The organism is Serratia sp. KG1D, from assembly GCF_037150675.1.
Taxonomy (GTDB): domain Bacteria; phylum Pseudomonadota; class Gammaproteobacteria; order Enterobacterales; family Enterobacteriaceae; genus Serratia; species Serratia nematodiphila.
This window is the reverse complement of the sequence record NZ_JBAGIH010000003.1, coordinates 479,812-498,476: the sequence shown is the minus strand read 5'-3', so window position 1 is coordinate 498,476 and position 18,665 is coordinate 479,812. Positions and strand designations below refer to the sequence as shown.

General features: G+C 60.9%; 22 protein-coding genes. 3 read left to right on the top strand and 19 right to left on the bottom strand.

From position 1 onward, the window contains the following. Positions 1-5: 5 nt before the first annotated feature. The 5 genes from creD to sdhE all read right to left on the bottom strand — a co-directional run bounded on the left by creD (position 6) and on the right by sdhE (position 4,230). Positions 6-1,370, bottom strand: a complete 1,365-nt coding sequence (gene creD / locus WFM45_RS17440; RefSeq protein WP_336956575.1) for a cell envelope integrity protein CreD — start codon at positions 1,368-1,370, stop codon at positions 6-8. Between the two features lie 80 nt (positions 1,371-1,450). Continuing rightward, positions 1,451-2,869 (bottom strand): two-component system sensor histidine kinase CreC, encoded by a 1,419-nt coding sequence (gene creC / locus WFM45_RS17435; RefSeq protein WP_033632173.1) that lies wholly within the window; start codon positions 2,867-2,869, stop codon positions 1,451-1,453. Continuing rightward, positions 2,866-3,561 carry a two-component system response regulator CreB gene (creB, locus tag WFM45_RS17430; protein ID WP_033632172.1) on the bottom strand — a complete coding sequence of 232 codons (696 nt, stop codon included), beginning with the start codon at positions 3,559-3,561 and terminating at the stop codon, positions 2,866-2,868. The genes creC and creB overlap by 4 nt, the downstream gene beginning before the upstream one ends. Next, positions 3,561-3,983, bottom strand: coding sequence for a protein YgfX (locus tag WFM45_RS17425; protein WP_033632171.1), 423 nt, complete (start codon positions 3,981-3,983; stop codon positions 3,561-3,563). Before WFM45_RS17425 ends, creB begins: the two co-directional genes overlap by 1 nt. Next, on the bottom strand, positions 3,964-4,230 hold the full coding sequence (gene sdhE, locus WFM45_RS17420; RefSeq protein ID WP_004931679.1) for an FAD assembly factor SdhE: 267 nt from the start codon (positions 4,228-4,230) through the stop codon (positions 3,964-3,966). The genes WFM45_RS17425 and sdhE overlap by 20 nt, the downstream gene beginning before the upstream one ends. A 321-nt stretch (positions 4,231-4,551) precedes the next feature. On the opposite strand from sdhE, the gene ygfZ reads away from it, so the two are divergent. After that, a complete protein-coding gene (ygfZ, locus tag WFM45_RS17415; RefSeq protein ID WP_085337105.1) occupies positions 4,552-5,544 on the top strand; it encodes a tRNA-modifying protein YgfZ in 993 nt (330 codons plus the stop codon). A gap of 38 nt (positions 5,545-5,582) precedes the next feature. Here ygfZ and WFM45_RS17410 read toward each other — a convergent pair whose 3' ends face one another. Beyond that, the gene (locus WFM45_RS17410) at positions 5,583-6,080 is read right to left on the bottom strand and encodes a DUF2165 family protein (RefSeq protein WP_004931675.1); all 498 of its coding nucleotides are present in this window, start codon (positions 6,078-6,080) and stop codon (positions 5,583-5,585) included. A 150-nt stretch (positions 6,081-6,230) separates the two neighbouring features. After that, positions 6,231-6,905, bottom strand: a complete 675-nt coding sequence (trhA, locus tag WFM45_RS17405; protein WP_033632168.1) for a PAQR family membrane homeostasis protein TrhA — start codon at positions 6,903-6,905, stop codon at positions 6,231-6,233. A gap of 183 nt (positions 6,906-7,088) precedes the next feature. On the opposite strand from trhA, the gene WFM45_RS17400 reads away from it, so the two are divergent. Continuing rightward, on the top strand, positions 7,089-7,697 hold the full coding sequence (locus WFM45_RS17400) for an HD domain-containing protein (RefSeq protein ID WP_033632167.1): 609 nt from the start codon (positions 7,089-7,091) through the stop codon (positions 7,695-7,697). A gap of 40 nt (positions 7,698-7,737) precedes the next feature. Here WFM45_RS17400 and rbsK read toward each other — a convergent pair whose 3' ends face one another. The 12 genes from rbsK to WFM45_RS17340 all read right to left on the bottom strand — a co-directional run bounded on the left by rbsK (position 7,738) and on the right by WFM45_RS17340 (position 17,815). Further along, entirely contained in the window at positions 7,738-8,664 is a 927-nt protein-coding gene (rbsK, locus tag WFM45_RS17395; RefSeq protein WP_015378971.1) for a ribokinase, read from the bottom strand. Next, complete coding sequence (gene alsK / locus WFM45_RS17390; RefSeq protein ID WP_033632166.1) at positions 8,661-9,569, bottom strand: allose kinase; 909 nt, start codon at positions 9,567-9,569, stop codon at positions 8,661-8,663. Before alsK ends, rbsK begins: the two co-directional genes overlap by 4 nt. 10 nt (positions 9,570-9,579) lie before the next feature. Beyond that, positions 9,580-10,251 carry a D-allulose 6-phosphate 3-epimerase gene (gene alsE, locus WFM45_RS17385; protein ID WP_033632165.1) on the bottom strand — a complete coding sequence of 224 codons (672 nt, stop codon included), beginning with the start codon at positions 10,249-10,251 and terminating at the stop codon, positions 9,580-9,582. Between the two features lie 31 nt (positions 10,252-10,282). Further along, positions 10,283-11,317: an ABC transporter permease gene (locus WFM45_RS17380; RefSeq protein WP_004931662.1), complete on the bottom strand. Its 1,035-nt coding sequence runs from the start codon at positions 11,315-11,317 to the stop codon at positions 10,283-10,285. A 10-nt stretch (positions 11,318-11,327) separates the two neighbouring features. Continuing rightward, on the bottom strand, positions 11,328-12,314 hold the full coding sequence (locus WFM45_RS17375; protein ID WP_004931660.1) for an ABC transporter permease: 987 nt from the start codon (positions 12,312-12,314) through the stop codon (positions 11,328-11,330). Beyond that, the gene (locus WFM45_RS17370; protein WP_336956569.1) at positions 12,307-13,824 is read right to left on the bottom strand and encodes a sugar ABC transporter ATP-binding protein; all 1,518 of its coding nucleotides are present in this window, start codon (positions 13,822-13,824) and stop codon (positions 12,307-12,309) included. Before WFM45_RS17370 ends, WFM45_RS17375 begins: the two co-directional genes overlap by 8 nt. 2 nt (positions 13,825-13,826) lie before the next feature. Continuing rightward, complete coding sequence (locus tag WFM45_RS17365; RefSeq protein ID WP_025304134.1) at positions 13,827-14,810, bottom strand: substrate-binding domain-containing protein; 984 nt, start codon at positions 14,808-14,810, stop codon at positions 13,827-13,829. A 47-nt stretch (positions 14,811-14,857) separates the two neighbouring features. Further along, entirely contained in the window at positions 14,858-15,676 is an 819-nt protein-coding gene (locus tag WFM45_RS17360; RefSeq protein ID WP_033632161.1) for a DeoR/GlpR family DNA-binding transcription regulator, read from the bottom strand. Positions 15,677-16,057: 381 nt separating this feature from the next. Beyond that, positions 16,058-16,375: a BrnA antitoxin family protein gene (locus WFM45_RS17355; protein ID WP_004931651.1), complete on the bottom strand. Its 318-nt coding sequence runs from the start codon at positions 16,373-16,375 to the stop codon at positions 16,058-16,060. Then, on the bottom strand, positions 16,338-16,661 hold the full coding sequence (locus WFM45_RS17350; protein WP_072062332.1) for a BrnT family toxin: 324 nt from the start codon (positions 16,659-16,661) through the stop codon (positions 16,338-16,340). Before WFM45_RS17350 ends, WFM45_RS17355 begins: the two co-directional genes overlap by 38 nt. Positions 16,662-16,738: 77 nt before the next feature. After that, positions 16,739-17,485 carry an SDR family oxidoreductase gene (locus tag WFM45_RS17345; RefSeq protein WP_033632159.1) on the bottom strand — a complete coding sequence of 249 codons (747 nt, stop codon included), beginning with the start codon at positions 17,483-17,485 and terminating at the stop codon, positions 16,739-16,741. 96 nt (positions 17,486-17,581) lie between these two features. After that, positions 17,582-17,815 (bottom strand): hypothetical protein, encoded by a 234-nt coding sequence (locus tag WFM45_RS17340; RefSeq protein WP_033632158.1) that lies wholly within the window; start codon positions 17,813-17,815, stop codon positions 17,582-17,584. A gap of 189 nt (positions 17,816-18,004) precedes the next feature. Between WFM45_RS17340 and WFM45_RS17335 the strand changes: the two genes are divergently transcribed. Then, positions 18,005-18,664, top strand: coding sequence for a response regulator (locus WFM45_RS17335; protein WP_004931642.1), 660 nt, complete (start codon positions 18,005-18,007; stop codon positions 18,662-18,664). The last annotated feature ends 1 nt before the right edge of the window (position 18,665 follow it).

The window sequence follows — 18,665 nt, the reverse complement described above, 5'->3', positions numbered from 1 at the left end:
CCTCACTATTTCCACAGCCGGAAGCGTGGCTCGTCTTCCCCGGCCGGCGTTTCCTTGGTCAAACGCGCCGGATCGGCCACCTGATACCAGTCCAGCTTGCGCGTCAACAGCATAATGCCCGCCAGAATGGCGAACAGCAGCCCAGCCCCCAGCACCAACGCATTGTCCTCCGACTGCAACAGCAAATAGAGCACGCCGTACAACAGCAATAGGCTCGCGGCGAACAGCGTACCGCGCAGCTTGCCGCGCAGTACGGCGCACAGATAGAAGCCGATCAGGCCGCTGCAGGCGATGCTGGCCGCCAGGTAAGCGAGAGCGAATCCCAGGTGTTCGGAGAAAGCCAGCAGAATCAGGTAGAACAACACCAGCGCCGCGCCGACCAGCAGGTACTGAATCGGATGCACCCGCAGCCCGGTCAGGGTTTCGAACAGGAAAAACGCCATAAACGTCAGCCCGATAAACAACAGCGCGTATTTGACCGCGCGCTCGGTCAGCTGATAGTGATCGACCGGTTCGACCAGGCTGGCGCTGAAGGCAGGCAGTTTGTCCTCGTCGATAATGCCATCGTCGTAATGAAACGCACTGTTGATGTTGTTGGCGAACCAGGTGCTGCGCCAGCGAGCGCTAAACCCTTGCTCCGTCACCTTACGTTCATCCGGCAGGAAGTTGCCGAGGAAATTCGGGTGTGGCCAGTTGCTTTGCAGTTGCAGCTCGCTGCTGCGCCCCAGCGGCACCAGCGACAGGCTGCTGGTGCCCGCCAGCGTCAGGGTAAAGTCGGCGTTCAGCCCCTCTTTTTGTTGCAGAGCCGCCAGCGTCAGCGGTGCGTGGATCCCCTGACGCAACAAACCCACGCCGGTGCCCGGTTCAAACGCCACCGGCTGCGGTGTTGCCAGCGGGGAAATGCGCTTGATGCCGCGAGAGTCGCTCAGCGCCACCAGCAGGAACGGCTGGCCGACGGTCACGTTGGCGCGTTGCAAATCCGACAGCTCCGGCTGGCCGAAACGCACCTTGAAGTTTAGCGGCCCCTGGTAAACCTGTGTCTGATAAATGCCCAGCTTGCGCACCTCCACATTCGGCGCGCCCTGTACCTGAAGCGACTCCGGCAGCACATAGCGGTAATGCTGCACTCGCTGCACCACCGTTTGCCCTTTCTCGTCTTTCTTCTCTTCTTGTTCGACGTAGGGAATGACAATCAACGGACCGAGTATGCGCTGAGCCCCGCTGGTGCTTTCGCTCATCTGCCCGACCACGCTTTGCCGATAGCCGCTGCGTTCGTCGATCACGCTCATCAGTTGGGTGATGGGGATCAACATCACCACCATCAATCCCAGCAGCGTGGTTATTTTCCAGAAAAGTACCGATTTCATCATGCTCACTCCTCGTAGGTAATGAGGCCACGATAAAACCCGCTGGTGAAATCAGAATGTGGTTATGTGAAGGGAAGGTGAAGTCACAGCGATAAAATGAAAGTCGCTTCCACCCCGTGCGGCCGGCGGTTGCGCAGGTGAATGCCGCCATGATGCAGACGCGCGACCTCCTGCACGAAGTTCAGGCCCAGCCCGCTGCTTTTCGGCCGTTCGGCGCGCGGCAGCGAATAAAAACGCTCAAACACCTTATCGAGCGCATAGTCCGGAATGCCGCTGCCGTCATCGCAAACGCTGATGCAATAACGCTGTTCCCGCCGTTCGCCTCGCACGCTGACGCAACCGCCCGGCGGGGTAAAGTCGATCGCGTTGTCCAGCAGGTTGGTCAGCGCCTGGCTGATCAGCAACGCATCGCCGTTCAGCGTCACCTCCGCCAACGCCTCCAGTTGCAATCTGACGCCGCGCTGCGTCGCCTGCGCCTCTTTGCCCGCCACCGTCTGGCCGATCAGCGCCGCGATCGCGAGGGGCGCGGTCTCCATTTCTGGCCGGCTCTCCAGCCGCGCCTGCACCAGCAGTTTGTCCACCAGTTGCTGGATACGTGCGCTTTGCTGCTCAATATTGGTGAGAAAGCGCCGGGCTGTCTCCGGCGGTGGCAGCTCCTGCAACAGCTCCGCCGCCCCCCGGATCGCCGCCAGCGGGCTTTTCAGCTCATGCGTCAGGGTATGTGCATACTGTTCGATATAAGCTTTGCCTTCCAGCTTCAGACGCATGCTCTCCAACGCCTGCGCCAGCTGCGTCAATTCCCGGCCGCCCACTTTGGGCAACGGCGCGGTTTCCCCTTGCGCCACCCCGTCGGCATAACGCACCAGCCGGCCTATGGAACGGTTGATCCACCAGACGAACGCCGCCCCGATCAGCAGCGCGATCCCCAGCAGCAATGCGCCGGCCCACAAAATGCGCCGTTCGCTGCGTTTGATCACCGGCGCCATGGTGCTGTTGGGCTTGCCCACGGTAAGCACGCCGATAATATGCCCTTGTTCTATCACCGGCGCGGCCACATACATCACCGAACTGTTTTCATCCTGCGGGTCGCTGCGGGTGCTGCGGGCGCCGTATTGGCCGCGCAGCGTCCGATAAACGTCATTCCAGCGGGAATAATCCTGCCCCTGCGCGCGGCCGGCGGAATCGAAGATGACCTTGCCTCGCGCATCGGTAAGATAGACGTGGTATTCGCTGCGATCCTTGCGGATGCCGGAGATATTGGCGCCGATCGGCCGCTGGTTCAGCTGCGTAAACGCCTGCGCCAGTTGGCCATGCGCCGCATCGCCGCGCTGCATGTCCTGACGGGCGATCTGCGCCAGCAGATTGGCGGTATCCACCAGCGTGCCTTCGGTGGCGCGCCGCACGCCGGGCTTCACTTCCTGGACGAAAATGCTCAGCACGAAGTACCCGGCCACCGCCACAATCAGGAAATATCCCAGCAGCAGGCGCAGGCCAATTTTCATGGCTGGCGGCTCACGCTGTAGCCCAATCCGCGGTGGGTGTGGATCGGCGGCTCACCGGGTTCAACCGCACGCAGCTTGGCGCGCAGGGTTTTTATGTGGGTATCGACGGTGCGCTCCAGGCTTTCTTCCGCCTGCGCCCAAACGCTTTCCATCAGTTGCTGCCGCGAGAACACCCGTCCAGGCGCCAACAACAGTGTCTTCAGCAACAGGTATTCATAACGGGTCAGCGGCAGCGGCCGCTGATGGTAGGAGATGGTGGCCGCATCTTCGTCGAGGACGAAAGCGCCGAAATGGTAGCGCGCGCTCTGTTGCAGGCGCTGCTGCTTATGCAGGCGGCGCAAAATGGTGCGCACCCGTGCGCTGACCTCGCGCGGGGAGAACGGCTTGGCGACATAGTCGTCGGCGCCGATCTCCAGCCCGATCAGGCGATCCACTTCATCACTGCGGGCGGTAAGAAACAGAATCGGCAGGTCGGCCGCCTGAGCCAACAGGCGGCGACACAATTCAAAGCCGTTGATATCCGGCAAACCAACATCGAGGATAGCGAGCGCGGGCGCCCCCTGCGCCAGTGCCTGCAACGCCGGCTCCGCGCGTTCGAACCAACGTACCTCGAAGCCTTCGCTCTCCAGCGTGTAAACCAGCGTATCGGCAATGCTGGGTTCATCCTCCACCAACCAGAGTACGGGTTTCATCAGGACTCCTCGCCGTCACCCGCCGGCGGATACAGCAACAGCTGCCGCAGGTGGCGCCATTCCTCTTTGCTCATGCAGTCGGAAGCCAGCCACAGCCGGCGGCGCTTTTTGCCTTCCATCGGCTGCAGCGTCAACAGCATGCCGTAACCCGGCATCCACGGTTTTTTCGCCAGTCGCCACTCGCGGCCGTGCCAGCTGAAACGCCGATCCGCCAGCAGCCGCAGCTCGCCCTGCACCGCGGCGATGCGCTTCTGGCTGCGAATGCACTGAAACACCACCAGCGTCAGCAGCACCAGCCAGAGCGGGCCAAAGCCTTCCGGCCAGGGCGAAATCAGGATCAGCAGGATCAGAACGCCGTGGGTTAACAGTGAAAACAGCTGGGTGCGCCAGGAAATGCGGATATCACATCGCCACTGGGCCACGGTCTTTATTTCGCGTTTGGATCAGGGTCACCATTCTCTGCAGCTCGCCGTCCTGCGGCGCGCCATGATTCATCAGCCAGTTGAACAAATCGGGATCGTCGCACTCCAGCAGGCGGATAAACAGCGCCTTGTCCGCGTCATTCAGGCTGTCGTATTCGTATTCGAAGAACGGCATGATGGAAATGTCCAGCTCGCGCATGCCACGGCGGCAAGCCCAGTGAATACGTGCTTTGTTGTTAATATCCATGTTGTTATGACTCACCTCTTTTCAGCGCGGCAGCGCCAGCGCAGGGTTCAAATGACACACTGTATGGCAACGCCGTCGCAATATAATTCCATCAGCCGGGGGGGCTGTGTGCAAGGGTGCCCTGGCCACAAGTCTATAGAGTAACAATTTGACATACACGCCGGGAAGGCGCTTTGTGGCGGAAAACGCAATAAAGCGCAAAATGCCAAAAAAAGCGCCCCCCGGCGCCGCGGCGCGAATAACAGTTTGCAAAGCCCGCCGCCTCTTTTACCATGGGTTCAATACCCTTCAGGTAAGCTAAACGTTGAGCAGGAACTTACTATGGCGCATAACATTCCATTCCCACCCCGTCAGCCCTCCGCTTCCACCCATCTGCCCCTGACGCTGATCTCGCTGGAAGATTGGGCGCTGGTGAAGCTGAACGGGCCGGACACGGTGAAATATCTCCAGGGCCAGGTGACGGCGGACATCGACGCGCTGGCGGCCGATCAACACGTGCTGTGCGCCCACTGCGACGCCAAGGGCAAAATGTGGAGCAACCTGCGTCTGTTCCACCGCGGCGAAGGCTTCGCCTATCTGGAACGCCGCAGCGTGCTGGACAGCCAACTGGCGGAAATCAAAAAATATGCGGTGTTCTCCAAAGTCACCATCGCCGCCGATAATGACGCGGTATTGCTGGGCGTCGCCGGTTTCCAGGCGCGCGCCGCGCTGGCGGGCCTGTTCGCCACGCTGCCGAGCGCTGAGCACCCGGTAGTGCAGGACGGCGAGACCACGATTCTGCACTTCAATGCGCCGGCAGAACGTTTTCTGCTGGTGACCCGCCCCGCCGTGGCCGAACAGCTGATCGGCAAACTGCATGACCAGGCGGAACGGAATGACAGCAACCAGTGGCTGGCGCTGGAGATCGAAGCCGGTTATCCGGTTATCGACGCCGCCAACAGCGCGCAGCTGATCCCGCAGGCCACCAACCTCCAGGCGCTGGAAGGCATCAGTTTCAGCAAGGGCTGCTATACCGGTCAGGAGATGGTGGCACGCGCCAAGTTCCGCGGCGCCAACAAACGTGCGCTCTACTGGCTGGAAGGTAAAGCGGCCCGCGCCCCGCAGGCGGCGGAAGATCTGGAGCTGCAGCTGGGGGAAAACTGGCGTCGCACCGGCACCGTACTGGCGTCGAGTCAGTTAGCCGACGGTACGCTGTGGGTGCAGGTGGTGATGAACAACGATCTGGATGCCGACAGCAAGCTGCGGGTGCGCGACGATGCCGCCAGCCAGCTGACGATCAAACCTTTGCCCTACTCGCTGGCCGAAGAGAAATAATCCGTCGGCCGCAGGCCCCCTGCCTGCGGCCATCTTCGTTACTCGTCCAACTCCCCGTCGCGCTGCACCAGATAGATCAGCACCAAGATGATGGTGACGAAGAAGCGAAACGCGCTCGGCACGCCGTTCCATTGCTGCGACATCCACATGCCGAACCACTCCCCCCCAATCGACATAAAACCGACCTGCCAGGTAAGGAAGCCCAGCGTCAGCCCCGCTACCGCCCATTTTTTTCGGCCGTTGAAAGCGTTGGCGGGCAGTTTCAGGCCGCCCAGCAGGCGCAGGCCACCAATCCAGCACAGCAGCGCGGTCAGACTCTCCAACGCAATGATGAAAATATAACCGGCGTGATGCAGCCACGGCGTCTGTATCGAGCGGTAGCCGATGGTGGCGTCGGGGAAAAGGGTATCCATCATAAAGACGTGGCGCACGAAGGCGAAATTGGAGCCGTAGTCGGTGAGGTTACCGAAGGCCACCAGCGAAGCGAACAAGGCGATAGCGCAGACCAGCAGCGCTTTGGATAAGCGAACGATCATCTTGATGAGTCCTGAACAGAAGTGAGAGAAACGGTATGCGGGCTCAGAAATGAAAGACAGGGCTTGCTGGATACCCGAAAGAAGCAAGCGCCTCTTTTTTAAAACAAAAGAGGCGCCTGTTCAATACGCATTCAGATGTAGCGGCAACGCTTAGACGTACAGGTAGATCGCCATGAAGTGGCAGGCGCTGCCGCCGAGCACGAAGCCGTGCCAGATGGCGTGGCCAAAGCGAATGCGCTTGGAGGCATAGAAAATCACGCCCAGGGTATAGACCACCCCGCCGATCGCCAGCAGCGTGACGCCGCCGGCCTCCAGCCGCGTAACCAGCTGATAAATCACGATCAGCGACAGCCAGCCCATCGTCAGGTAGGTCACCAGTGACAGGGCTTCAAAACGGTGGGCGAAGGCCAGCTTGAACAGCACGCCGAGCAGCGCCAACCCCCAGATTACCGCCATCAGACCCTTCGCCAGCGGCGAATCCAGCCCCACCAGCAAAAACGGCGTGTAAGTGCCGGCAATCAGGAGATAAATGGCGCAGTGATCGAACTTTTTCAGCCAATGCTTGGCCTTCTGATGCGGGATCGCATGGTACAGCGTGGAAGCGAGAAACAGCAGGATCATGCTGCCGCCGTACAGGCTGTAACTGGTGATGGCCGTCGCATCGGCGCCGGTATTCACCGCCTGCACCAACAGCAACACCAGGCCGACGATGCCGAACACCAGCCCGATGCCGTGGCTGATGCTGTTGGCGATCTCTTCCGCCCACGGATAAGCCGCGGCGACAATCTTATTGCTCCCGGCTTTCACTACGTCCGTTTTCCCCATAACGCGCAACCCCTCAAAATGCCCTGCTTTGTTCGAAATTAACGCAAAGCAGCTTAACTGAGAATAATTCCAGTGTACACGTGTACGCTAAAATAAAAATGTGAACGCGTGTAACCATCGAAATCCCCCGCCCGCTGGTCTACAATCGTCAGGCTTCAACCCACCCACCTTGAGGTTTACACCATGTCATCCGCTGTACCCGCGTTAGATTTCGGTTCAATGACCCAGGCCATCCAGTTCCTGATGGAAATCGATAAGTTAAAAGGCGTACAACGCCGCACCAAGGTACTGGGCACCCAGCGCCAGGAAAACTCCGCCGAACACAGCTGGCATTTCGCCATCGCCGCCATGAGCCTGGCGCCCTACGCCGGTGATGACGTAGACATTCAGCGCGTGATCCAGATGGCGCTGCTGCATGACATCGTGGAAATCGACGCCGGCGACGTGCTGGTCTACGATCTGGCGGCCCGCGCGGCGATCCACGATCAGGAAGTGGCGGCGGCGCGCCGTCTGTTCGGCATGTTGCCGGAGGCTCAGCGCGAGTATTTCACCGCTTTATGGCAGGAATATGAAGACGGCGAAAGCGCCGATGCGCGCTTTGCCTTGCTGCTGGATCGCACCATGCCGATGCTGATGAATCTGCACAATGAAGGCCAGAGCTGGGTAGAAAACGGCATCAGCCTGGAGCAGGTACTGGCGCGCAATGCGTCGATCGCCGACGTACACCCCGAGCTGTGGCACCATATGGAGCAACATCTGCGGGACGCGCAGCGCAAAGGCTGGTTGAAGTAAGGGAGCCGGGCTGCCGCCTCTGCGCCGCAGCCCGTCAACGTCAAGCGAACGCCTGCTGGCGTTCCAACGCCTCCTCATAACTCGGCATCGATCCCGCCGCCCCGGCGCGTTCCACGCAGACCGCCGCGTAGGCGGCGGCGAAGCGCGCCGCATCGGCTAACGGCACCTGATTCGCCAGCTGCGCCGCCAGAGCGCCGTTAAACGCATCCCCCGCGCCGGTGGTGTCTTTCGGCTGCGCCGGAAACGCCGGGATCAGCTCGCTGTTTTCCCCGTCCGAGAACAACGCCCCCTGCGTGCCCAAGGTCACGATCAGCAAACGAATGCCCTTGGCGTGCAGCACCTGCGCCGCCTGACGCGCCGAAGCCACATCCCGCACCGGCACGCCGGTCAGCAACGTGCATTCGGTGGCGTTGGGCGTCAGCAGATCGACCTGCGCCAGTAGGCTGTCCGGCACCGGCTGAAACGGCGCCGGGTTGAGAATGATGAACGTCCGCGCCTCGCGGGCGATGGCTATCACTTGTTCGATCGCCGGCAGGTTGTTCTCCAGCTGGGTCAACAGAATATCCGCCGCGGCGATCGCCGGGCGGCACTGGCGCACCTCGTCCTCGCTGACCGTCAGGTTGGCGCCGGGATCGACGGCGATCATGTTCTCCGCATCCTCGCCGGCAACGTAGATAAGCGCATTGCCGGTCGGGCAATCGCCGGTCGAGAACAGCGTCACCGCATCGAAGCCGGCGGCAGCGAGATGACGCCGGGCGAAGGTGCCGAAGTCGTCGCGCCCCACCTTGCCGATATAATGCACCCGCGCCCCGGCGCGCAGCGCGGCGGTGGCCTGGTTGGCGCCCTTGCCGCCCGCCCCCATCATACTGTTACGGGCGATCAGCGATTCGCCGGGCTGCGGAAACCGCGCCATGCCGGCGACGATATCCAGGTTGAACGAACCGAACACGCAGACTTTGCCTTTCATTGCTGGTACTCCCTGCTCAATTGGAGGTGGCGCCGGGCGGCCAGACAGGCGCCTTTGCTGCCGGTTTCATCGGTCAGGCGGCTGATGGAGATCGCCAATCCCTGTGCCGGCTGCGGCCCGCGCAGATGACGGCGGATCTCTTGCTCCAGCCGCGCCAACGGAAAACCGCGCATGGCGATCACGCCGCCGCCCAGGATCAGCCGTTGGGGGTCGATCACATTCATTTCGATGGCGATGGTCTGCGCCAATCGTTCAACGAAACGCTGCAAATCCGGATGATCGCCATGGCGTTCGAACAGCCGGTCGAACGGCGTTTGCGCCGCGTTGGCGCGCGCCCAGCCGGTCAGCCAATGGCCGGAGGTCAAACTCTCGACGCAGCCCCGTTTGCCGCATGGGCACTCGCCCAGATGGCCCGGCCAGGGAATGTGCCCCAACTCGCCGGCGGCGCCATGCGCCCCGTGGTAAAAATCGCCGTTCAGCCACAGGCTGTTGCCCATGCCGGTGCCCAGATACAGCCCTACCGCCACCTGCGGCAGCGCCGGCAGCTGCTGCAAGTCCCACCACAACAGATGGTTGACGTCCTTGTCCATTCGCACCGGCAGCGCCAGCAAATCGGCCAACAGCGCCGCCACCGGCTGGGCATCCAGCGCCGGAATGAACGGCAGCGACAGCACCCGCGAGCGATCGCGGCTGAGGATCCCCGGCAACCCGAGCATCACCTGCGCCACCTGACGATCCTGGCTATGCCCGGCGATCAGGCGGCCCAACGCCGCCAGCGGATCGGCCTGCCGTGCCCAGTCGGCGGTCGCTATCTTGCGGTAAGCGCTAAACTCGCCGTCATCATCCATCAACAGCAGGCGGGTATTGGTGCCGCCGACGTCAACGCCAAGAAAATGCCGCATCATGTCCCCCGCCTCAGGCCGCCTGCCGCATCTGATCCAGCATTTTTTCCCATGCCGCCTCCAGATCCGGATCGAGATTGAACAACCCGGAGCTGCCGACGATCAACACTTCCGCGCCGGCGCCCATCAGATCGCGATAAGTACGCTGGTTGCAGGATCCGTCGATCTCGATCAGATAGCGCAGATTTTGTTGGCTTTTCAGATCGCGCAACTGGCGGATCTTGTCCAGCATTTCGGGAATGAACGGCTGCCCGGCATAGCCCGGATCGACGGTCATGACGGTGACCTTGTCCAGCAGGTGAAGGTAGTGGCGAATAAACTCCACCGGCGTGGCCGGGTTCAGCACCACCCCCACTTTTTTGCCCAGCGCGCGGATTTGATTGATCACGCGGAACGCGTCGCGGTTGATGGTTTCGGCATGCGGGCAGATAAAGTCCGCCCCGGCGCGGGCGATCGGCTCGATAAAATCGGTCGGGTTCTCCACCATCAAATGCACGTCCAGCAACAACGAGGTATGCGGGCGGATCTGTTCGATAAAGAACGGCGACAGCGTGATGTTTTTAACGTAGTGCCCGTCCATGATGTCGATATGCAGCATATCGGCGCGGCGATTCAGCACCGCCAATTGCTGCCGGATATCCATCAGGTTCATGCACATCAGTGAAGGTGAAATCTGGTATTTCATTAGCGTTATCCTGCGCAAAAGGGAAAAGGGATCAGTGGCCCGCCGCGATTCTGGCCTGGGCCGCGCTGCGGCGCATCGCCCGCCGCTGCCGATAGCGATGGCGGAAAAACTTCAGCGCCAGCACCGCGATCAGCACCGCGCCCCACATCGCCAGACTGAAATGCGGGCTGACGTTCATCAGGTTCAAACCGGTCGCGATCACCTGCAGCACGATCAGCGCCAACACCACGCCGCTGACCCGGCCAAAACCGCCGAACGGATCGGTGCCGCCCAGAATGATCGCCAGCACCGTGAGCAGCAGGTAGGAGTCGCCGTAACCCATGCGCGCCGAGTTGAAGCGCGCCATCATCACCAGCCCGGCAATGACGCACAGCAGGCTGGAGAGGGTGTAAATGGCGATCAACACCCGATGGGTATTCACGCCGCTGAAGTGGGTGGCGTTGATGTTGCTGCCGCTCATGTAGATGCATTTGCCGAGCCGGGTTTTCTGCAAGAACAGCGCCAGCAAGGCGGCGACCACCAGGAAAATCCACAGCGGTACCGGCACGCCCAGCACGCGCTCAGCGCCGATAAACCGCACGATCTCCGGCATGCCGCTCAGGGCCGCGCCGCGCGTCAGGTAGATGCCGATGCCGTTGACCGTGGTCATGGTGGCCAGCGTCACCAGAATCGGATGCGCGCCGACGTAAGCCACCAGCGCGCCGGTCGCCGCGCCGATAAGCCCGGCCAACAGCATCGCCGCCGCCAGCGCCAACGCCAGCCACAGCGCCTGCAAACCCAGCCCGGCATCCGCCGGCAGGTAGCTGATGAACAGCCAGGCCATCAGCAGGCTGGTCAGGTTGGCGCTGGCGATAATGCACAGGTTCAGGCCACCGCTGAGGATCGGGATGAACATCGCCAGCGTCAGCAGGCCCAGCTCCGGCAGCTGGAAGGCCACGCTGGTGAAGGTGGCGCCGCTGAAGAAGCGCCCCGGCATCAGCAGGCTAAAGGCCAGCACCACCGCCAGCAGCAATGCCAGCAGACCGACGGCGACCCCGTCCGGACGAAATTTCAGGTTGTTGCCCATCAGGCGCTCCTCAGGCGAAACCGACGTCGGTTTCTTTACGTTTCTTGTAGTGGGTGACGGTGATCGCCGCGACGATCACCAGACCGATCACCACGTTCATGAAGTAGCTGGACACGCCGATCAGGTTGAGGCCGTTTTTCAGCACGCCGATCAGGAAGACGCCCATCAGCGTGCCGACCACGCTGCCCTTGCCGCCGTTCAGGCTGGCGCCGCCCAGCACCGCCGCCGCCAGCACGTCGAGCTCCCCGCCCACCAGCGCGTTGGGCACCACTTCCCCCATGCGATACACCTGCACCAAGCCGCCGATCGCCGCCATCGCGCCCAGATAGCCATAGGCGAACAAATGCAGCAGGCCAACACGGATGCCGATGCGCCGCGCCGATTCCGCATCCCCGCCCACGGCAAACAGCTGGCGCCCGAGGTGCGTTTTGTTCAGCAGCAGCCAGGTCAACAGCGCCACCGCCAGCATCACCAGCGTCGGCAAACCGAGCTGATAGCTCTGTTCACCCAGCTGGAACGGCAGCACGCTGCGCGGCAGCGTCCACCAGTCCGGCAATGCGTACAGGCTGCGGCCGTTGGTCAGCCACATCAGCATGCCGAACAACAACGCCTGCATGCTGATGGTGACGATGATCGAGACGATGCGCAGGCAGTAGATCAACAGCGCGTTGACCATGCCCAGCGCGGCGCCGATCGCCAACGCCAGCAAAATGCTGCCCGCCGGGCTGGCCAGGCCGTAGTGGGTCGCCAGCGTGGCGATCAGGTACTGCACCACCGAGGCGACTGCGGCGAAGGAGATATCGATGCCACCGGTCACCAGCACCACAAACAGGCCGAGGGCGAATATGCCGCTCACCGCGTAGCTTTCGCTGAGATCGAGCAGGTTTTGCACCGTTAAAAACCGATCGCTAAGCAGTGAAAAGACCATGACCGTCAGCAGCAACACCCAGGCCAGATAGCCTTCGTTGCCGCGCGGTTTCAAACTGAACCTACGCATTGACCGCCTCCGCCAGCTGCTGCTGGCTCACCTGCCCCGGCAGGTATTCGCCGATCACGCTGCCGCCGCTGAAGTGCAGCACCCGATCGCAGTTGTAATACACCTCCGGCACCTCGTCGGAGATCAGCAAAATGGCGATCCCCTCCTGCGCCAGCAGATGGATCAGTTGGTAGATGCTGGCCTTGGCGCCGACGTCGACGCCGACGGTCGGCGAGTCTAGGATCAAGATCCGCGGCTGGGTCAGCACCCACTTGGCCAGCACGATCTTTTGCTGATTGCCGCCGGACAGCGTCGAAACCGCCTGATCCGGATCCGCCACCCGCACGCCGAGCTTGGCGATCCACTCCGCCACGATGCGATTCTTGCGGTAATCGTCGATCAGGCGAAAGCGCCCGCGCAGCTTATCGAGAATGGTCAGCACCGCGTTATCCGCCACCGACTGTTGCTGCACCAGCCCCAGCGTCAGGCGATCCTCCGAGACGTAGCCGATGCCGGCCTTGATCGCGTCCTCATGGCCGCGAAAGCGCACCGGTTTGCTGTCGAGGTAGAGTTTGCCGCTGTCCGGCCGGGTCATGCCGAACAGGCTCAGCGCCAGCTCGGTACGCCCGGAGCCGAGCAGCCCGCACAGACCGAGCACCTCCCCCTGATGCAGACGGAAGCTCACATCCTGATACTGCCCAGCGCGGCTGAGGCGATCCGCCTCCAGCATCACCCGATCCTTATTCAGGCTGGGCGCTTTCAGGTGATAGTCCAGCTTCAGACCGGTCATCAGCTCGGTCAGACGATCGCCGGTGATCTCCGCCGCCGGCCAGGTGCCGACTTTGTTGCCGTCGCGGATCACCGTGACGCGATCCGAGATCTCCAGCACCTCGTCCAGCCGGTGGCTGACGAACACCACGCAGATGCCCTGCGCTTTCAGATAGTCCACCGTGCGCAGCAGTTGGTTGACCTCGGTGCGAGTCAGCGAAGCGGTCGGTTCGTCCATGATCACCAGCCGCGCCTGCGCCACCAGCGCGCGGCAGATCGCCACCTGTTGGCGCTGCGCGATCGGCAGCTCCGCCACCTGCTTGTCGAGATCCAGATTGAAACTCAGCGATTGCAGCTGGCGCTCGGCGGCGCGCCGCAGCCGCGCCGGGCGGTGCCAACCCAGCAACCCGCGCAGGTTGTGTTCGAAGGCGATGTTTTCCGCCACCGTCAGGTTGGGAAACAGCGACAGATCCTGATAGATCACCTGAATGCCGAAGGCGCGCGCCTGATCCGGCGACAGCCGGCCGAAGGTTTGTCCATCGAGGGTAATGCGGCTGCCGTCGTCCGGTTGATAGACGCCGGCAATCGCCTTGATCAACGTGCTCTTGCCGCAGCCGTTGGTGCCGGCCAGACAGTGCACCTCCCCCGGCATCAGCGCCAATGAAATATCGTTCAGCGCACGCTGCCCGCCAAAGGTCATCGACAGCTGTTGCAGTTCGATAAGCGGCGCGCCCTGCGTTGCCGTATTGCCGGAAATCGCCATGATTACAGCCCCATCTTCACCAGTTTCGGCAGGTTTTGCTTATCCAGGCTTTCGGTGGCGTTGCCGAGAATGGTGTGCTGCTGCGCATCCACCTGCACCTTGCCCATGCCTTCGATGGTCATGCCGTCGGTGATTTTCTCCCCCTTGTGCATCATGTCGGCGATGCGCACGAACACTTCGCCGGCCACCATCGGATTCCAGATGTAACCGCCCTTGATGGCGCCGCGATTGACCAGCGAAGCGCCCTGGCCCGGGCTGAACGGCCCGATGACGCAGATATCGTTGCTTTTGCCGCGGTTGAGCACCGCGCGCCCGGCGCCGATCGGCCCCTGCGAACCGAACGCCAGCACGCCTTTCAGATCGGGATACTTGGCCATCAGATCGTTGGTGGTGCGCACGCTGTCATCCAGCGATTCCCCCACGCCGAACTTGTCGCCCACCAGTTGCATGTTCGGGTAGTGCTGCTTCTGGTAGTTGATGGCCGAGTCCGACCAGGTGATGTGCAGCGGCACCGTCAGGCTGCCGACGTATACCGCGTACTTGCCCTGCTCTTTCATGCAGGCGGCCAGCGCTTTCATGTGGTTGACCCCGTGCTGCGAGGCGTCCACCAGCTCAAAATCCCAGTCGGCGTACTTCTGGCCGGGGGATTCGTGCACGATCACCTTGATGCCCGCTTCCTGCGCGCGCTTGAGCACCGGCTCCAGCACCCGGGCGTCGTTCGGCACCACGCCGATGATGTCCACCTTCTGCGCGATCAGATCCTCGATGGCGCGCACCTGCAGCGCCGGATCCGCCGCCGTCGGCCCGACCATCCAGGCGTCGATGCCGCGTTTGGCGCTCTCACTTTTGATGCCGGCCTCCATGGCGTTGAACCAGGGAATGCCGCCGATCTTCACCACCACGCCCATTTTCAGCTTGTCCGCCGCCTGCGCGGAGACCGACAGCAGCAGCGAGGCAAACAGACCGACCAGTACGGATTTTTTCATTGTTCTCTCTCCACAAGTGTTGGCTGTAATAAGGGTTTTCGTTGTTGTTATCGCGCCGCCCTTTTCGCGGCGGGTGAAACTTCAATCACGTCGACGTTGTTCCAGGCCAGTTCCTGACGAAATTCGTCGTCGCTGAGCCTATCGGTGATCAGCGTGTCTATTTCCCGGTAATGACAAATGCGGGCGAACGAGCGGCGGCCGAACTTGTTGCTGTCCACCAGCAGGAACTTGCGTTCCGACGCCAGCAGCATCTGCTGCTTCAGCCGCGCATGGTGCTCATTGCTCTCGCGGATGCCGCCGTCCTGGCAGATGCCGTGGCAGGAGAAAAACAGCTTGTTGATCACGAACTCCTTCAGCATCTGCTCCGCCAGCACGCCGATAAAATCCTCGTACTTGGCGGAATACTCGCCCCCCAGGCCGATGGTGCGCACATTGGCCTTGCAGGCCAGCGTCTGGATGATGTGCAGCGAGTTGGTCAGCACCACCAGCGAGATATCCGGCAGTTGGCGCGCCAAAAACCAACTGGTGGAACTGCTGTCCAGCAGCAGGCAGTCCCCCGGCGCAATAAATTCCAGCGCGCGTTTGGCAATGCGCGTCTTGTGTTCCGGCGCCTCGTTGCTGCGCTGGCGGAAAGATTCCCCCTGGTCTATCTCGGCGGGCACATAGGTTTTCTCCACCGCCGGCGGCTCGACGAACACCGCGCCACCGTGGCTGCGCAGCAGCAGGCCGCGCCGTTCAAGCAAGGCCAGATCACGCCGCGCCGTCTCGATAGAGATGTGGCACAGCTGCGCCACCTCCTGCACCATCACGCGGCCGCGCTGGCTCAAGACTTCGGTGATAAAGCGATGACGTTCTACAGGCAGCATGTTTCTTTTCTCCTCCACAACGTTGATTACGATATCGATTTGCCGCGCCGCGTTTTGCGCGCGGACGCAAAGCGCATCGCCCTGCGATCGGTCAACGATCGCGATGTGATAGTTGTCAAAAAAATCGGGAAGGAAATGAAATGAATAATTATGAAAGTGTGGAGTAACAGGCAGTTATGATGCGCGTACGCCTGAGGTAAACAGGAGAGAAACGGTAAACGGTCACAATTCCACGCTCCGCAGTATGACCGTTAATGACCGTTTGTGTGGTTTTGACCGAGCGCCGCAATTAGACCGCCGGCGTTGATAACGCATTACCTGAAAAAACAGCAAAAAAAATCCGGTGAGAACCTCACCGGATCGTTAGCCGCCTAGCACACATTATTCCCCGTGTTCATGCTCTTTCAACATCGCCTCACGCAACACGGCGTTCAGGCGTTTCTGATAGCCTTTGCCTGGCCGCTGAAGCCAGGCCAACACATCCGCATCGATTCGGATGGTTTTCGATACTTTCATCGGTTTATAAAAACGCCCCTGAACCGCAGCCTGCCACTTTTCCTCATCCAGTGCCGGCGCATCGGCATAATCGATGTCCTCGTCCGGCAACGCACTCAGTGAAGCAATTTGCGCTTTCTGCTCCTCCGTCAACGGCGGGAGTACGCTATGGGCCAGATTTTTGGCGGAATTTTTGCGCTTCATATCTTCCCCTCTCTTTGGCATCGGCCTTGCGTGCTGAAATGATACGCACGATCTCTACTGTATCGCCTTCGACATCCGTTTCGATCGTCGTATGCGCCACCAGCAACAGCAAGCAGGATCCGACCATGCCGATCGTTTGCCAACGTTCTTCTCCACCCTCGATCCTTTCCAACACAGCCAAATGGTTGGGATCCAGAAAAACCCGTTGCGCAATCTCAAAACTGACACGGTGTTTGTGCTGGTTACTGTGATTTTTATCCTGATTCCATTCAAAATAAACATACATTTTTGTAACTACATTTTGATTGTTATTTAATCAAAATACCTCGCATCCGGAGGGATGTCAAAACCCTACGGATGCGTTCAACGCCCGCCTGCGGCCTCGATAAAGGTGCCGGTCACGTAAGATGCGGCGTCAGACAGCAACCAGGCGATCGCCTCCGCCACTTCCTGCGGCTGGCCGCCGCGCTGCATCGGCAAACTGTCCTTCACGCGATCCACCCGGCCAGGCTCGCCGCCGCTGGCGTGCATCTCGGTATAGATGAATCCGGGCCGCACGCCGTTGACGCGAATGCCCTGCGCCGCCACTTCCCGCGATAACCCGATGGTCAGCGTATCGACGGCGCCTTTCGAGGCGGCATAGTCGACGTACTCTCCCGGCGCGCCTAAACGAGAAGCGGCGGAAGACACATTGACGATAGCGCCGCCCTGCCCGCCATGACGCTGCGCCATGCGCTTCACCGCCTCGCGGCAACACAGGAAGTAACCGGTAACGTTGGTGCTGAGCACCTGATTGATGCGCTCGGCGGTCAACTGTTCAATGTTCGCCTGCTGGAACAGAATGCCGGCGTTGTTGACCAGCGCGCTGAGCGTGCCCAGCCCGGCATCCAGTGCGCCGAACATTGCCATCACCTGCGCTTCGTCGGCCACGTCAGCCTGCAATGCCAGCGCCTTACCGCCCTGCGTCTCAATCTCCGCCACCACCTGGCGCGCCGCACTTTCGTCACGCAGGTAATTCACGCCCACCGCATAGCCCTGCCGGGCCAGCAGCAAAGCGGTCGCGCGGCCAATTCCCCGGCTTGCGCCGGTTACCAATGCCACTTTCGTCATCGTATTTTTTCTCTGGTTGGCGATATAAAAATAACGGCCTGCGCACAGGCTCCCCGTTTGCCAGTCAGAGTATAGAGCGGCGCTCTAGAAAACGCTTCAGAGCTGAGCCAGGCGGCGCAGCAGCTTTTTAATCCGATATTTCGCGCAGCCGGAGGCGTCCGTTACCGCCACCTGATGGCCCCGCTGCAAACCGGAAGCATGCAGGCCTTTGTGAGCAGGGCTGTGCACATCGCCGCGAAACGACAGCATCAACAGAATGAGCAGCATCGCCACGCCTGAATACATCAGCCGCCGCGAGGCGCCCGCGAGCGGGGAACCGTCAGTCTGCATGTTTCGCTCCCTCAGCCATGATTTCGAATGGCAGCAAAATAACTGAAATCCCCCCTCGTTCCCTTAACGCGAGATTAAAGCCAGATTAAGGTTTGCTTAAGAACGTGCAGGCAGCGCAGGTTTCCCCGTTGTCTTCCCGTCAGCGTTATAGTTAGATAAGCGCGACTCAAGGATCTCAGCGGAAATAACGTGAACATACTGTTGGTGGAAGACGACCTGCAATTAGGCAAGGCGCTGTGCCGAGCATTGGAGCTGGCCGGCTTTAATTTGTGCTGGGTGCGCCTGCTCGTCGACGCGGAAAATAAACTTTCATCCGGCGGGTTCGATTTGATGCTGCTGGATCTCACGCTGCCGGACGGTGACGGTTTGCAGAGGCTGATCGCCTGGCGCGCCGCTGGGCAAAATATCCCGATCATCATCCTGACCGCCCGCGACCGCATTGAAAGCCTGGTGAACAGCCTGGATTCCGGCGCGGACGACTTTCTGGCCAAACCCTTTGCGCTGCCCGAACTCATCTCGCGCGTCAAGGCGGTCAACCGGCGCATGGCGGGCTTCGCGTCACAAACCTGGAGCCTCGGCGCGCTGTATCTCGATCCGGTCAACCATCAGGTCATGCTGGATAACGAACTGCTGATGCTGTCGAAAAAAGAGTATCACCTGCTGCACGAACTGATGCGCTGCGCCGGCACCGTGGTGCGCAAAGCGGTGTTGGAACAGCGGCTGTTCGGCCACGGCGACAGCGTGGAAAGCAACTCGCTGGAAGTGCACATGCATAATTTACGGCGCAAGATCGGTAAAGAAAGAATTATTACCGTACGCGGCATTGGTTATTTGCTGAAGAAAGAGTAGC